The sequence below is a fragment of the Prevotella sp. P6B1 genome, from assembly GCF_000702825.1.
Lineage (GTDB): Bacteria > Bacteroidota > Bacteroidia > Bacteroidales > Bacteroidaceae > Prevotella.
This window is the reverse complement of record NZ_JNKF01000011.1, coordinates 594,223-608,545: the sequence shown is the minus strand read 5'-3', so window position 1 is coordinate 608,545 and position 14,323 is coordinate 594,223. Positions and strand designations below refer to the sequence as shown.

The 14,323-nt window shown below is 48.6% G+C and carries 15 protein-coding genes; 5 read left to right on the top strand and 10 right to left on the bottom strand.

Annotated elements, in window-relative coordinates:
* From T495_RS0106750 to T495_RS0106710, 9 genes are all read right to left on the bottom strand, one after another.
* Positions 1-2,865 (bottom strand): putative LPS assembly protein LptD, encoded by a 2,865-nt coding sequence (locus T495_RS0106750; RefSeq protein ID WP_033148027.1) that lies wholly within the window; start codon positions 2,863-2,865, stop codon positions 1-3.
* 70 nt (positions 2,866-2,935) lie between these two features.
* Positions 2,936-3,475, bottom strand: a complete 540-nt coding sequence (locus T495_RS0106745) for an HD domain-containing protein (RefSeq protein ID WP_033148026.1) — start codon at positions 3,473-3,475, stop codon at positions 2,936-2,938.
* Complete coding sequence (locus T495_RS0106740; protein WP_033148025.1) at positions 3,475-5,256, bottom strand: oxaloacetate decarboxylase; 1,782 nt, start codon at positions 5,254-5,256, stop codon at positions 3,475-3,477. The genes T495_RS0106745 and T495_RS0106740 overlap by 1 nt, the downstream gene beginning before the upstream one ends.
* Before the next feature lie 105 nt (positions 5,257-5,361).
* Positions 5,362-5,820 (bottom strand): preQ(1) synthase, encoded by a 459-nt coding sequence (queF, locus tag T495_RS0106735; RefSeq protein ID WP_028904156.1) that lies wholly within the window; start codon positions 5,818-5,820, stop codon positions 5,362-5,364.
* A complete protein-coding gene (locus T495_RS0106730; protein ID WP_028904157.1) occupies positions 5,817-6,512 on the bottom strand; it encodes a queuosine precursor transporter in 696 nt (231 codons plus the stop codon). Before T495_RS0106730 ends, queF begins: the two co-directional genes overlap by 4 nt.
* Positions 6,513-6,558: 46 nt before the next feature.
* On the bottom strand, positions 6,559-7,551 hold the full coding sequence (locus T495_RS0106725; protein WP_033148024.1) for a calcium/sodium antiporter: 993 nt from the start codon (positions 7,549-7,551) through the stop codon (positions 6,559-6,561).
* A gap of 15 nt (positions 7,552-7,566) precedes the next feature.
* The gene (locus T495_RS0106720; RefSeq protein ID WP_028904159.1) at positions 7,567-7,947 is read right to left on the bottom strand and encodes an RNA-binding S4 domain-containing protein; all 381 of its coding nucleotides are present in this window, start codon (positions 7,945-7,947) and stop codon (positions 7,567-7,569) included.
* A gap of 3 nt (positions 7,948-7,950) precedes the next feature.
* The gene (gene pth / locus T495_RS0106715) at positions 7,951-8,523 is read right to left on the bottom strand and encodes an aminoacyl-tRNA hydrolase (RefSeq protein ID WP_028904160.1); all 573 of its coding nucleotides are present in this window, start codon (positions 8,521-8,523) and stop codon (positions 7,951-7,953) included.
* Positions 8,524-8,543: 20 nt separating this feature from the next.
* Positions 8,544-9,140, bottom strand: coding sequence for a 50S ribosomal protein L25/general stress protein Ctc (locus T495_RS0106710; protein ID WP_028904161.1), 597 nt, complete (start codon positions 9,138-9,140; stop codon positions 8,544-8,546).
* 253 nt (positions 9,141-9,393) lie between these two features.
* Here T495_RS0106710 and nusB point away from each other — a divergent pair, with 253 nt between their 5' ends.
* Genes nusB through T495_RS0106685 form a run of 5 tightly spaced genes read left to right on the top strand, consistent with a single transcriptional unit; the run spans position 9,394 to position 12,631 of the window.
* Positions 9,394-10,356, top strand: a complete 963-nt coding sequence (gene nusB, locus T495_RS0106705) for a transcription antitermination factor NusB (RefSeq protein ID WP_033148023.1) — start codon at positions 9,394-9,396, stop codon at positions 10,354-10,356.
* Between the two features lie 9 nt (positions 10,357-10,365).
* Entirely contained in the window at positions 10,366-10,680 is a 315-nt protein-coding gene (gene yajC, locus T495_RS0106700; RefSeq protein ID WP_028904162.1) for a preprotein translocase subunit YajC, read from the top strand.
* A 3-nt stretch (positions 10,681-10,683) separates the two neighbouring features.
* The gene (locus T495_RS0106695; protein ID WP_033148022.1) at positions 10,684-11,667 is read left to right on the top strand and encodes a hypothetical protein; all 984 of its coding nucleotides are present in this window, start codon (positions 10,684-10,686) and stop codon (positions 11,665-11,667) included.
* Entirely contained in the window at positions 11,664-12,230 is a 567-nt protein-coding gene (coaE, locus tag T495_RS0106690) for a dephospho-CoA kinase (protein ID WP_028904164.1), read from the top strand. Before T495_RS0106695 ends, coaE begins: the two co-directional genes overlap by 4 nt.
* Positions 12,212-12,631 carry a DUF5606 domain-containing protein gene (locus T495_RS0106685; RefSeq protein ID WP_028904165.1) on the top strand — a complete coding sequence of 140 codons (420 nt, stop codon included), beginning with the start codon at positions 12,212-12,214 and terminating at the stop codon, positions 12,629-12,631. Before coaE ends, T495_RS0106685 begins: the two co-directional genes overlap by 19 nt.
* A 32-nt stretch (positions 12,632-12,663) precedes the next feature.
* Here T495_RS0106685 and T495_RS0106680 read toward each other — a convergent pair whose 3' ends face one another.
* Positions 12,664-14,202: an RNase adapter RapZ gene (locus tag T495_RS0106680; protein WP_033148021.1), complete on the bottom strand. Its 1,539-nt coding sequence runs from the start codon at positions 14,200-14,202 to the stop codon at positions 12,664-12,666.
* Positions 14,203-14,323: the final 121 nt, after the last annotated feature.

The following is a 14,323-nucleotide window of genomic DNA, read 5'->3' as shown; positions in this document are numbered from 1 at the left end:
TTAGTACCACTGCACAGCATTCGAGTAGCTCGAGCGTTTGTCGTATTTCAGTGCATCGGTCAGAGTCGATGCGTTACAACGGAACGAGAAGTTGTAACTGGTGTACGGAGCCAGCACCACCGAGCACGACATGTTGAAGCAATGCAGATCGCGTGAAAGCGATGCGGTAGTCATGGATATCTTTTTGTTGTCAAAATCGTAACCAGACGAGAATGAAATGTTCCAACCATCGCTGATGCGCAAGTTGCCACTCACATTCAGATTCTGTGTGAACTTGTAGGGATAGCGCATGGTGTTATAATTGAACTTGCTGAGTGTCTGGTCTTCGCGCATGGTGATACCATAGCCAAAACTCAGGCTCCAAGGCATCTGGAAGGCCATATAGCCGTCTTCGTCTGTCTCAGCTTTCGAACCACCTTTGCGTTTAGCGCCATGCTTGGCTTTCTCCATATCCTTGTCTACGTTTGTCTCTACATCGCTGTCCCACTCGTCATCATCGTTCTGACTGCTACGGTTTTTGTCTTTCTTATCGTCAACCTTTTCGCCTCGTAAGCGTTTGAAGAACTTGGCGATTTTTTCGTTATTTAGTGTGTATGACAGATTCTGTGATATACCTTGGAAGCGACCTAATTTTCCCATGCCCCAATAGGTCTTGGTCTCTGATACTCGTGGCGTTGCTCCCACGCTATCGGCCTCGTAGACATACGATGCAAACACGGCGTTGATATTCAGCGTATAACTCTTAGTGAGTTTCAGGCGTAAAGAGGTTGAAAGATCACTCCATGGGCGAACTTTGGTAGACATGTTATACGACATTGACATTCGCAGCTCATCAATTAGCGATATCTTCTTGAAACCTGTTGAGTCATCATCGCTCTTGACTTTCATTTCAAGGTTCTGCGAGAGGTCCATTGATATACTTCCCGTTTTGCCTTTACCTGGTACGCCATAAGCGCCAATCTGGTAGGGGGAGTACTCTACCATTGTCACGTTGCCATCGGCATCAGTCTTCTGATACTGCTCGTAATAGCCATATCGTGAGGCGCTGAAATCAGGAGCGTAGCTGTAACTGACACTTGGCGTGATGACGTGGCGGATAGCCTGGATCTTATCGCCGAAGATCTTGCGATTGGGAATCCACATACCATACAATTTTGTAGAGGCACTCACTGAGAGATTCCAGTTGTAGACGTTATAGAATCCGCTGAGTGTATCTACCACTTCGCGCTGGTGTTCAGTATCCCATGATTTATGTGCCTTGCTGAAGTATGTTCGATCGGTAAAGTTGAATGATGGATTCACATTCAGGTAGCTGAACAGCGTGAAGTTGCCACTAATGGGTATCACGTGTTGCATGCCGTTCTTCCAGTCTTTTGACAAAGAAGAGTGCATGAGCTTGCTTTCTTTAGTGTTAATCTCGTTCTTGAACTGTCCACGATACTGCACTGACAGCTTTTCATACCAACGCTCATCGCCAACTCGTTTCTTACGTTTGAAAGGGTAGAAACGGGCGATGGTGATGTTCAGATCAGGCAGTGTCATCGAGATGCTTGAGTCACGCATGTTCTGATTCAGGTTGGCAGTCGAACTCAATGTCATACCAATGCTCGAGAACGATGTGCTCCATGAAACAGAAGAGGTTCGTGTCGACTGTGTGAGCGATTGGGGATTATACATCGACGACAGGTTGTTGCGCTCATAGCTGCTGGTGGCAAAGTTTACGCTGGCAGAGAGCTGTGAGTAAGGATTGGCCTTGGCATCCTGACGATGACTCCATTGGATCTTGAAACTTGTCTGCTTCGTATAGTCGGGCATGTTCTTCTCGCCGTTGATGGTATTCTGATAGCTGGCATAGAACGAACCGTTGTATCGGTAGCGTTTGCGGTAGTTGGTTGCTGCCGATAAGCCCCATGAGCCTTTGGTGTAGATTTCGCCAATCAGTTTCAGGTCCATCTTATCGTTGATGGCAAAGTAGTAACCACCATCGCGTAGATAGAAGCCTCGTTCTGTCTCGTCGCCGTATGTTGGCATAATCAGTCCGCTTGAATAGCTCTTGGTGAAGGGGAAGAATCCGTATGGGATAGCTAATGGCAGGGGCACATCGGCTACAACCAGATAGGTAGGACCGAATACGACATCCTTGCCAGGGCGGACTTTGGCGCGCGACATAGCCAGATAGAAATCGGGGTGTGGATCATCGCAGGTGGTGTAGCGTCCATGTTGTAGGAACATCTCTCCGTTAGCACCACGTTTTGATAACTCACTGGTCAGATAACCATCTTCCTGCTGTGTGTATACGCTACTGATAAGGCCTTTCTTCGTCTTGAAGTTGAATGCCATCGTATCACTTTGATACTCATCGCTTCCCATTTTGAAAACAGGTGTTCCTGTCAATTCGTTGGTGGTGGTATCAATACTACCAGTGGCGTGAACAAGACTGCTGTCAAGGCTCATGTAGATCTGATCGCTCTCTAAGTCCATGTTCTGATACTTTACCTTCGAGTCTCCATATAGATGTGCCAGCCCCGAGGCGGCATCGTAAGTCAGAGAATCTTCGGCAGAGTACTCCACAGGCGAATCAATACCATTTTTGCGACTTTTGTTGATGCTATCCTGTGCCAATGAGTCGTCAACAGCTTTGTTATGACGGTATATGGCAAGTTGGATGGAATCCATTGTCGTGGTATCCATGTGATTCTTGGCAGTCTCTGTAGTCTTCTCAAGGATCGTAGATGCCGAATCAACAGGGATACTATCATTATCTCCGGAGCTCTTCTGAGTTTCGGTAATCATTTTCATGGGCACCTCCGCCATCATCATCAAGATAGCGAAAGCGAACACAACCAATACTGATTTTCTTTTCACGGCTGCAAAATTAATAATAATTTTGCGATTTCTTCTATAGATAGCAGAGATTATTACAGTTTATTTGTTTTTATTCAAACAAATCAACCCATTTTAGGAATTTCTGCACACCTTCTTGACCGAATTTCTCCAAACTTTGTGCTGTTTCGACTACAGTACGTTCATGTTCGATGTGTGATTTTGAATAGAATTTGTCGGCATAACAAACTACTTGTTCTTCCAATACATCTGGCTCGTAACTACGATCCAAGGGTAATGGTAGTTTTCTTGTTTCTATCTGTTCGCGCGACAGCCCTGTTCCTGTATGGCGTTCACATACTAACGCATGGCGTTCGAAACCTTCTTCACGTAGTATCTGTCCACCGATATAGCCATGGCAGATGTAGGGGGCTGTTCCGAAACATTGGATGCTGGGCGCATTACAGCGGAAGATACCGATGTCGTGCAGCATGGCAGCTTCTTCCAGAAATTCTTCATCAAGTCGTAATTCCGGATGTGCTTTGGCTATTTTCAGACATCTGTCGGCAACTTGACGACTATGTAATAAGAGTATCCGTCGGAGTTCATTCTCCGACGGATAATACTTGTCTATAATCGATTGATAATCCATTATGCTTCGCGTTCAATCCAAGCAATGGTGTCCCCCTGACGGATGTTCTGTCCAGGCTTAACGCTGATATCTACCAGCTTACCACCCATAGCAGCAGGGATCTCAACAATTTCGCCCCACTTGGTCTGCAGGTAACAGAAGGTGTCGCCCTCCTTGTACTTCTGACCGATGAATGGCTCAACGCATGGTGCCAGTACACCTTCGCCACCGAAGCCCCACAACAACTGACCAGCTAAAGGAGCCTTTACGGCATCGGCCTTGGCATGCTTGATAGCGTCGATCTCTTCCTGCGAAATTTTCTGTCCGCCACCCAGCTTGGCATCCTTTGCCTTCTGGATATCAGCCAGCAGCTGCTTCTTAGCCTGACCGCTCTTGAATGGACGGTACTGCTCTGGGTGCATAGCCAACTCGAAGAGCTCTTCATTGTCCTGTCCGTAATCCCAGCCGTTCTCGTCCATCTCCTTCTTGAAGTCATCGAGAGTATTCTTTAGCAGTGTGTGAGGATCAGCATCGGTGAACTGCAGGCCCTTCTTCTCGGCCAGTTCAACCAGTTCAGGAGCGATTGTTCCAGGCACTTTACCACTCTTACCAAGAATCATACCCCAGATGGCGTCGTCCATCATCACGTAACGACCCTTGCCTTGCTCCATGGTGAGGAGGTTCATCAGAGCGATATTCTTAGTGTACTGAGAGAATGGGGTTACCAATGGGGGATAACCAACCTTGGGCCATACATACTCTACCTCGTTGAACAGCTTTACAAGCATATCATCCATGGTGAGTGCGTTCTCACCCTTCTTCTCACGCTCCTTGTTGATCATCTTCTGAATAGGACCAAGATCGGCCATCATTGATCCCATCATACCACCAGGCAGACCGCAACCAAGCAACAGTGATGACATGTGCTTATTAGCTGGGTTGATGAAGCAACCCAACCAGTCGTCGATAAACTCCTGTGTGAGCGTACGTGCCTGCATGTAGGCATTCATATCCAGATCGGCCACCTCGAAACCCTCGTTCTTCAGCATAGAACGAACTGAGATGATATCTGGGTGAACCTTACCCCATGACAGAGGCTCGATAGCGGTATCGATTACATCGGCACCGTTGTTACAAACCTCAAGGATTGATGCCATCGACAAACCAGGACCTGAGTGTCCGTGATACTGGATGATGATATCGGGGTGTTTGGTCTTGATAGCCTTGGTCAACTTACCCAGCATAGCTGGCTGACCGATACCAGCCATATCCTTCAAACAGATTTCCTCGGCACCAGCAGCGATTACCTCGTCGGCGATAGCAGCATAGTACTCTACGGTGTGAACAGGCGATGTGGTTATACACAGTGTTGCCTGTGGTGTCATGCCGCCCTCCTTGGCCCATTTGATACTTGGGATGATATTGCGGGTATCGTTCAATCCACAGAAGATACGAGTGATATCTACACCCTGAGCATGCTTGACCTTATACATCAGCGCACGAACATCATCGGGCACGGGATACATGCGAAGTGCATTCAGGCCACGATCCAGCATGTGGGTCTTGATGCCAACTTCGTTAAAAGGCTTACAGAATGCACGAACTGCCAGATTGGGGTTCTCGCCAGCCATCAGGTTCACCTGCTCAAAGGCTCCACCATTGGTTTCTACTCGGGCGAAACAGCCCATGTCGATAATGGCGGGCGCAATGCGTTCCAGCTGGTCTTTACGAGGCTGGAATTTGCCTGAACTCTGCCACATGTCTCTGTAAACGAGACTGAATTGGATTTTCTTTTTTGCCATATTTCTTAAAGCTAATTTTCAAAATTTGAATGCAAATATAGCACTTTTTCCGCACATAGCGGCAAAAAGCCCTGCAAATTTTATATTTTTTTGCAGGGCTCAATATTAAAATGAATGTTTATACAATCGCTCTTCAGCCAGTTTCTCGTACTTGGTACCGGGGCGACCGTAGTTGGCGTAGGGGTAAATGCTGATACCGCCACGTGGTGTGAATAGGCCAATCACCTCGATATACTTGGGATCCATCAGTTTTACCAGATCCTTCATGATCACATTCACACAGTCCTCGTGGAAATCGCCATGGTTACGGAAACTGAACAGATACAACTTCAGACTCTTCGACTCTACCATCTTCTCGCCAGGAATATACATGATCTTAATCTCTGCGAAATCAGGCTGTCCGGTAATGGGGCAGAGTGATGTAAACTCAGGGCAGTTGAACTGTACCCAGTAGTCGTTCTCGGGGTGCTTGTTCATGAATGTTTCAAGCACTTCGGGTGCATAATCACTCTTGTACTCAGTCTTCTTGCCGAGTGCTTGCAATCCTTCTTGTTCTCTCATCATAATTCCTTAACTTTAAAAATGTTATATTTCACATCCTCGTCGTACACATCCTCGTGGTCGTGCTTCTTGGTAAAGTTAACCACACGGATGGTTACAGGAAGTGCGATGATTTCGTAAACCGTCTTCAGTGTTACCTGTGTGATAACCAACGAAGGCATCTCCTCCCAGGGAATTACGCCACCCAGTGCCAGGGGGAAGAAGATGATAGAGTCGGTAAGCTCGCCCCAGATTGTACTCATCACGGCACGTGCCGAGAAGTTCTTACCATTTGAGTTCAGCTTCATCTTACTCATCACGTAGGCATTCATAAACGATCCTGCCAGAAATGCCAGGAACGATGCACCTGCAATACGTGGTGCCAGGCCGAAAATCTGATGGAATCCCTCTTCGCCGTGCCAGTAAGGTGCACCAGGAATCCAGTCGGCGATGGCGCCAAACACCACAAACATGAAGTTCATGGCGAATCCCAGCCAGATAAGCAGGCGTGTGCGGCGGTAGCCCCACACCTCGCAAACCACGTCGTTGATGATGTAGCTTACAGGGAACACAATCAGACCTGCAGTCATGTTGGCGGGTCCGAACGAAATCTGTTTTGTCTCTAATACGTTTGCCGTAATCAGGCATACGCAAAACAGTATGCCGTACATCATGAACAGCACACTAATTCTCTGATTTTCTTTTAATTTTTCCATTATTCTTGTTTTGTTAAAGGGGGTGTTCAAGTACCCCTGTTATCCATTATAATAAGTATAAAAGCCAGCCCATGTATCCCAGGAATGCCAGAATCAACAGCCATCCTTCTCTACGTGATACGTAGTATTTGGTGATGGCAAAAATCCACATGAGGCCGATGCTGCACAGCATCATCATCAGGTCGACAATGGTGATACCTATGATGCGCATAGGGTGTATAACAGCTGTTACGCCCAGGATGAGCAGGATGTTATAGACGTTCGATCCGATGACGTTTCCGATGGCTAAGGCAGCGCGCCCTTTATAGGCTGCAACTACACTTGTTGCCAATTCGGGTAGTGATGTGCCGCCGGCTACAATCGTTAGACCTACAACGCTCTGTCGGATACCAAAGCGGTGAGCCAGATAGGTAGCGCCGTCAACAAACAGATTACTGCCTCCAATCAGGCAGGCAAGTCCGATTGTTATCCATGCCAGATTCTGCCAGAGGTGTGAATAATCGCGGGGCTCCTTCTCACGTTCTATGCCAAGTTCTTCCTCCCTGCTTGGCAGTAATCCTGCTTTTCCTGCCATTTGGAAGGTGTAGATCAGGAAAGCTATGAATCCTATCAACAGGATGATGCCGTCAGATCGGCTGATTTCGTTGCCCCAGAGGTGAGGTGAGTCCATATCGTCGAAACACAACATGAACAGCAGCAATGAGGCTCCGATGGCGAAAGGGATATCCTTCTTCACCGTGTTGGATGCTACGGCGATAGGCGCAACAGCAGCGGAGCAGCCCACAATGAGCAGGGTGTTAAAGATGTTTGACCCTAACACGTTACCAACGGCTAAGTCGCTTGTGCCTTTGAGGGCGGATACCAGACTCACAAACAATTCTGGTGCCGATGTACCTGCGGCTACGATGGTGAGACCGATTACAATTTCCGGCACACGCATGCCACGTGCCAGCGACGAAGCGCCTTCTGTCAGTCTGTCGGCTCCCCAAATGATGAGGATGATGCCAACAATAATCAATCCGATGTTGATAAGTGTCATAACACGATGAACATTTTATTCCATGTCGTTGATAAATGCATCAAGACTGCGGCGATCTTTCTTGGTAGGTCGCCCAGTACCTCGTGCACGATCCACAAACCCGCTGATACGGGTCATCTCCAGTAGTTCATACTGCTCGGGAGCAGTCACGTTCTCGTAGATCTCAGGCAGGAGTTTGGCACCCACTCGCTGCTCGATGGTCTTCAGAATACGGAAAGAGTAGGTGATGGGTGGTTTACGGACATTGACAGTCTCGCCGACTTTCACCATACGTGAAGGCTTGACGTTAACCCCCTCGATGGTAACGCGTCCATTCTTGCAAGCATCAGCAGCAATCGAACGTGTCTTGAAGATGCGTGATGCCCATAGCCATTTGTCAATCCTTGCTTCTTCCATATGTTATTTTTTTCCTAATTTGTTAAATTGATTCATTGTGATATCGATGCCGGCTAATACGAAGCTTTTGATGATCTCGCAGGCTGTATCGATACTTGGCTGGAGTGTCTTCATGTCTTCCTCGTCGTACTTGCCGAGTACCCAGTCCACCTGCATGCCTCGTGGAAAGTCGTTGCCTATACCCATACGCAGTCGGGCGTAGTTCTGGCCTATCAGCTGCTGAATGTGTCCCAGACCATTGTGCCCTCCGTTCGAACCATTGGCTTTCAGTCTGAATGCGCCTAATGGTAGCGCTACGTCGTCGCTGATGACCAATAGTCTGTTTTGTTCTATATTTTCCTTGTTTAGCCAATAGCGTACCGCATTGCCGCTCAGGTTCATATAGGTAGAGGGTTTCAGCAGGAATACTTTACGACCTTTCAATGATGTTTCGGCTACAAACCCATAGCGCTTATCATCAAAATGAATATTGGATGCCTTAGCAAAAGCATCCAATACCATAAAGCCTGTATTGTGGCGGGTGTTCTCGTACTCGTCGCCGATATTTCCCAGTCCAACAATCAAGTACTTATCCATTCGCAAACGAATTAGATAAATTACTCAGCAGCCTGGGCAGCTGCAGAACGAGAAGCACGTGTAGCCTTAACTGAGCATACTACAACCTGAGCAGGAGTAGCGATCTGCAGACCCTCGAAGTTCAGTTCTGCTACCTTGATAGCCTTACCGAGCTTGAGCTCTGTAACGTCTACATTCAGAACCTCAGGAATCTGCTTGTAAGGAGCTGTAACGTTCAGTGTACGAACAGCCTGACTCAGACGACCACCATCACGAACACCCTGTGCGTGACCTACCAACTTAACGGGGATACCGATAGTGATGGGCTTCTCCTCGTTTACCTCGTAGAAGTCAACGTGGAGCAGAGCGTCTGTTGTTGGGTGGAACTGGAGCTCCTTCATAACAGCCTTGTGAGCCTCACCGTCGATGGTGATGTTTACAACGTAAACGTCGGGTGAATAAACTACGCGACGGAGCTGAGATGCTGGGATTGCAAATGCAAGAGCCTCAGGTGCACCGTTCTCACCCTTCTTCTCACCATAAAGGTTACAAGGTACAAGACCTTCCTTACGCATTTCCTTGCTGGCCTTCTTGCCAGTTGTGGCACGCTTCTGGCCACTTACGCTAATTTCTTTCATAAATGTGTTACTCTAAATTAAGTTGTTAAAAATTACGTTTTGCTTAATTCGCCATCACACGAATCTCGGCATGTAGCCGAAAAAGCGGTGCAAAGGTACGACTTTTTTTGATACCAACCAAATATTTGGCTAAAAAACCTCAATTTTCGGCTTTTTTCTTGCAGATTTTAGTTTTTATTGCTAATTTTGCAGCCGATTATAACGTTTCAGTTTATATAAATAAGGTATAATAAATAAAAAAACATCAAGTGAGATGATTAACAGAGAAATTATTAGAATTAAGATTGTTCAGTTAACCTATGCTTACTATCAAAACGGTAACAAGAACATCGACACGGCTGAGAAAGAGCTATTTTTCAGTCTTTCGAAAGCTTATGACCTCTACAACTACATGCTGGCTCTGATTGTAGCCGTAAACAAGGAGGCAAGCCGTCGTATGGAAGTGTTGGTACAACGAGCAAAGCGCGAAGGAACACCAGAACCATCACAAAGATTTGTTTTCAATCGATTTGCAATTCAGTTGGCCGAGAATAAGCAGTTAAACGAGTTCATCAGCACGCAGAAGAGCGGTTGGGATGAGAATGCCGTTTTCGTGGCCTCGCTGCTCGAGAAGATAGAGCAGAGCGACATATATCAGGAATATATGAACAATCCAGAGGATAACTACGATGTGGATCGTGAGTTCTGGCGTAAGATATACCGCACACTCATTCAGGATAACGATGATATTGATGCCATCCTTGAGGACCAGAGCCTCTATTGGAATGATGATAAGCCTATCGTTGATACATTCGTGCTGAAGACCATCAAGCGTTTCGAGGAGCAGAATGGGGCGAAGCAGGAGTTGTTGCCTGAGTGGGATAGTGAGGATGAGAAGGATTTTGCACGCAAGATATTCCGTGCAGCCATCCTGAATGCCGACGAGTATCAGCGCTTTATGAGTGAGGCATCACGCAACTGGGATTTCTCGCGCCTGGCTTACATGGATATTATCCTGATGCAGATAGCCATCGCCGAGATGATGACCCTGGCGAATATTCCCATCAATGTAACCATCAACGAGTATGTTGAGATAGCTAAGTTCTACTCTACACCAAAGAGTGCTGGCTACATCAATGGTATGCTCGATGGAATAGCCCGCAATCTGGTAGAGAGCGGACGCCTGGCCAAGTTCATCGAACCCAAGAAAGAGAACCATAGAAATAAACTTAAATAAAGAAAGAAAATGACTAGTATCGTATTGGCTGCCCAGGCAGCACAGGGAGGCGGCATGAGTATGATCATCATGATGGTGGCCATCTTTGCCATTATGTGGTTTTTCATGATTCGTCCACAGCAGAAGAAGCAGAAGGAGATTCAGAAGTTCCAGAACGAGCTGAGCGAGGGTACCGAAGTGGTTACCGGCGGTGGCATTCATGGAACAGTGAAGAGCGTTGATCTGGCTAAGAACACCGTTGACGTGAAGATTGCACGCGACGTGGTTGTTACCGTTGAGAAGACTTCTGTTTTCAAGGATATGGCAAGCACGCCTCAGAAATAAGATATGAAGTTAGGAAGAATAGGACAGCAGATCCGTAAGCTCCTTTTTAGCAGTACTAATAAGGAGCTCCTGTTGTTTGCGTTCTTCCTGGCACTTTCGGGTGTATTCTGGTTGCAGACCACACTCAACGAGGTTTACGAACGCGAGTTCGCCATTCCCGTATCGGTAACCGACATTCCCAAGAATGCCGTGCTGACATCCGACGAGACCGACACGGTGCGAATGACCATCCGTGACAAAGGATTCACCTTGCTTACTTATATGTATGGCGACGTCCTGAAGAGGCTCAACGTCAGTTTCAGAACCTATAACAGGGGTAACGGTACGGGTATCGTAACATCGCAGGAGCTGCAGAAGCTGGTTTACCAGCAGTTGGCAAACGGTTCGCGTATTATCAACGTGAAACCCGAAAAGCTGGAGTTCTATTACAACTACGGTGCCAAGAAGGTGGTGCCAGTGCGGTGGAGCGGTCGTGTGATTCCCGAGGAACTGTTCTTTATCTCGCGTGTGACCTACAAGCCCGACAGTATCACCATCTATGCTTCGAAAGAGAAGCTCGACAGTATCAACGTTGTGTACACCGAGCATCTGAATCATGTGAACTTCCGTGATACGCTGCGTGCTAACTGCGAGCTGGCTAAGATCCGTGGTGTGAAGATGGTGCCCGACCATGTGCGGGTGACGTTCTGTACCGATGTGCTCACCGAGGAGAATATCGAGGGTGTGCCTATCAAGGCCATCAATATGCCAGCAGGCAAGGTGCTCCGTACCTTCCCGTCGCGTGTGGGCGTCAAGTTCGTTACGGGTGTGAGCGTGTTCCGCCATCTGAAGCCAACCGACTTTACGGTAGTGGCTGATTACAACGAGATTATGGAGCATCCTCAGGAGAAGTGCCATATCTATTTGAAGACTGTACCACGCGGCATATCCAGAGCCCGTCTGGAAACGAGCATGGTGGATTACCTGATTGAATCGGAATCAGAATGAAGATAGGTATCACAGGCGGAATAGGTAGCGGTAAGAGCTATGTCTGCCAGAAGTTGCGGGAGCAGGGATACGAGGTATTCGACTGCGACAGCGAGGCCAAGAAGCTGATGCGCACTTCGCCCGATATCCGTCAGCGCCTCACAGCGTTGATAGGTCCTCATACCTACGATGCCGACGGTAATCTCAACAAGGCTATCGTGGCTCATTACCTGCTGTCGTCGGAAAGTCATGCCGAGGCTGTTAATAAGATTGTGCATCCAGCCGTTTTCGACGCCTTCCGTCAGAGCGGTCTCAAACTGATGGAGAGTGCCATCCTGTTCGAGTCGGGTGCCTCCCGGCTGGTGGATATCGTCATTGCTGTGATAGCTCCCAAGGAGATACGTATGCAGCGTGTGATGGAGCGCGATCATATCAGCCACGAAAAGGTGGAGGAGTGGATGGCGCGCCAGATGCCGCAGCAGGACATCATCCGTAAGTCGGATTACGTCATCATCAACGATGGTGAAGCAGATATAGATAAACAAATACATATAATCATAAGACAATGCAACAAACAATTTTAGCAATTGCCGGTAAGCCAGGTTTGTATAAACTGGTTACCAGAGGTCATAACAACCTGATCGTTGAGGCTCTCGACGCTACTCATAAGCGTATGCCAGCCTTCGCTACCGATCGTATCACATCACTTGGCGATATCGCCATGTTTACAGAGACCGACGATGTTCCCCTGACTGATGTTCTCGAGAACCTGAAGAAGCTCGAGGATGGCAAGAAGGCCAGCATCAACGAGAAGAAGGCCAGCTCAGCCGAGCTGCACGAGTATTTCACAAAGGTTCTGCCTGAGTGGGATCAGGATCGTGTAAAGGATAGCCACATCAAGAAGTTGATTACCTGGTATAACATCCTTGTTGAGGCTGGTATCACCGACTTCAAGGACGAGGAGCCTGCCGAGGAGGAGAAATAAAAAAAGGAGCAGCGATTGCTGCTCTTTTTTGTTTATTGTTTAGCTTCAAACACCTGTTTGATTTTCTGTTCGCGATGTTCTACGCGAACCTCAATACCGAATTTTTCGTGGATATGCTCAGCCAGATGCTGGGCAGAATATACGCTTCGATGCTGTCCGCCTGTGCAGCCGAACGAGAACATCAGCGAGGTGAATCCGCGCTGGATGTAGCGGCGCACATGGGCATCGGCCAGCTTGTAAACCGAGTCGAGGAAGGTCAGTATCTCGCCATCGTCCTCTAAGAATCGGATCACGGGCTCATCCAGTCCTGTCAGTTTCTTGTAAGGCTCATAGCGGCCTGGGTTGTGCGTGCTGCGGCAGTCGAACACGTAGCCGCCGCCATTACCGCTCTCATCCTCAGGGATGCCGTTGCGATACGAGAAGCTGAACACCTTGACCACCAGCGGTCCCTGTGCATCGTATTTCGAGAAGGTGGCGGGTCCGTCCTGCGGGTGGGCTTTGTAGGGGTTCAGGTCGGTGGTCTTGTAACCATCGGCACGACTGGCCACGGCTTCTATCTGCTGGAACTGTGGCAGCTCTGTCAGCTGGCGCAGGATGTCCATCAGGTAGGGGTAGTGCCACTGTGTCGAGCTGTCAAGCAGCTCGCGCAGGTTCTGTATGGCAGGTGGTATGCTCTCGATGAAGTGCTTTTTCTGTTCGAAGTAGCCGCGGAATCCGTAGGCGCCTAACACCTGTAGGGTGCGGAACAGGACGAAGAGCGACAGACGGTTGACGAAGTGGCGCACGGGTGGCACCTCCATGTAGTTCTTCAGCGAGTTGTAGTACTCGTACACCAGTTCGCGGCGCAGCTTGTGCGGATACTTGGCCGAGGCCTGCCAGAGGAACGAGGCGATATCGTAATAGAAGGGACCCTTTCTGCCGCCCTGATAGTCGATGAACCAGGGGTTGCCGTCGTGGTCGAGCATCACGTTGCGGGCCTGAAAGTCACGATACAGGAAGGTGTCGCAGCTCTCGGCAGTCAGGTCCTTGGCCATCAGTCTGAAGTCGGCTTCCAGCTTCAGTTCGTGGAAATCAATCTCCGTCGCCTTCAGGAAACAGTACTTGAAGTAGTTCAGGTCGAAGAGCACGCTGTCGACGTTGAACTCGGCTTGCGGATAGCAGTTGTCGAAGTCGAGCTCGCGTGCGCCTCTTATCTGTATGTTGGGCAGTTCGCGTATGGTGCGCTTCAGCAGCTCCTGCTCAGCCAGTGTGTATCTGCCGCCAGCCTCTCGTCCGCCACGGATGGCATCGAAGAGCGACATACTGCCTAAGTCGGTCTGCAGGTAGCGCAGCATATCGTCGCTGGCTGCCAGAATCTGTGGCACTGGCAGCTTGCGGCGTGTGAAATGCTGGGTGAGGTAGATGAAGGCGTGGTCCTCGTCGCGACTGGTTCCGATGACGCCGATCACCGATTGCCCCTCGCTGCTGGTCAGTCGGTAGTATGTACGGTTACTGCCGCCGCCGGGTATCTGCTGTACGTTGGCGGGTTCGGCACCATTCCATTCCTTATATAATTCTATGAGTTTCTGCATATAGTATTTTTTTATTGACGGCAAAAGTACGCAAAAAAGCTGAAAACGCCAAACTTTGCGCATGTTATTTTTGTGTCGGCTGCTATTTGCAACCGGGTTGCATCGCTTTCTTCGTACCTTT

Excerpts from the sequence above, each read along its gene's own strand:
- T495_RS0106725 (WP_033148024.1), bottom strand. The coding sequence starts at position 7,551 with ATGACACTTATCAACATCGGATTGATTATTGTTGGCATCATCCTCATC.
- T495_RS0106685 (WP_028904165.1), top strand. The coding sequence starts at position 12,212 with ATGCAACAAACAATTTTAGCAATTGCCGGTAAGCCAGGTTTGTATAAA.
- T495_RS0106745 (WP_033148026.1), bottom strand. The coding sequence starts at position 3,475 with ATGGATTATCAATCGATTATAGACAAGTATTATCCGTCGGAGAATGAA.
- coaE (WP_028904164.1), top strand. The coding sequence starts at position 11,664 with ATGAAGATAGGTATCACAGGCGGAATAGGTAGCGGTAAGAGCTATGTC.
- pth (WP_028904160.1), bottom strand. The coding sequence starts at position 8,523 with ATGGATAAGTACTTGATTGTTGGACTGGGAAATATCGGCGACGAGTAC.
- T495_RS0106710 (WP_028904161.1), bottom strand. The coding sequence starts at position 9,140 with ATGAAAGAAATTAGCGTAAGTGGCCAGAAGCGTGCCACAACTGGCAAG.
- T495_RS0106730 (WP_028904157.1), bottom strand. The coding sequence starts at position 6,512 with ATGGAAAAATTAAAAGAAAATCAGAGAATTAGTGTGCTGTTCATGATG.
- T495_RS0106740 (WP_033148025.1), bottom strand. The coding sequence starts at position 5,256 with ATGGCAAAAAAGAAAATCCAATTCAGTCTCGTTTACAGAGACATGTGG.
- nusB (WP_033148023.1), top strand. The coding sequence starts at position 9,394 with ATGATTAACAGAGAAATTATTAGAATTAAGATTGTTCAGTTAACCTAT.
- queF (WP_028904156.1), bottom strand. The coding sequence starts at position 5,820 with ATGATGAGAGAACAAGAAGGATTGCAAGCACTCGGCAAGAAGACTGAG.
- T495_RS0106720 (WP_028904159.1), bottom strand. The coding sequence starts at position 7,947 with ATGGAAGAAGCAAGGATTGACAAATGGCTATGGGCATCACGCATCTTC.
- yajC (WP_028904162.1), top strand. The coding sequence starts at position 10,366 with ATGACTAGTATCGTATTGGCTGCCCAGGCAGCACAGGGAGGCGGCATG.
- T495_RS0106680 (WP_033148021.1), bottom strand. The coding sequence starts at position 14,202 with ATGCAGAAACTCATAGAATTATATAAGGAATGGAATGGTGCCGAACCC.
- T495_RS0106695 (WP_033148022.1), top strand. The coding sequence starts at position 10,684 with ATGAAGTTAGGAAGAATAGGACAGCAGATCCGTAAGCTCCTTTTTAGC.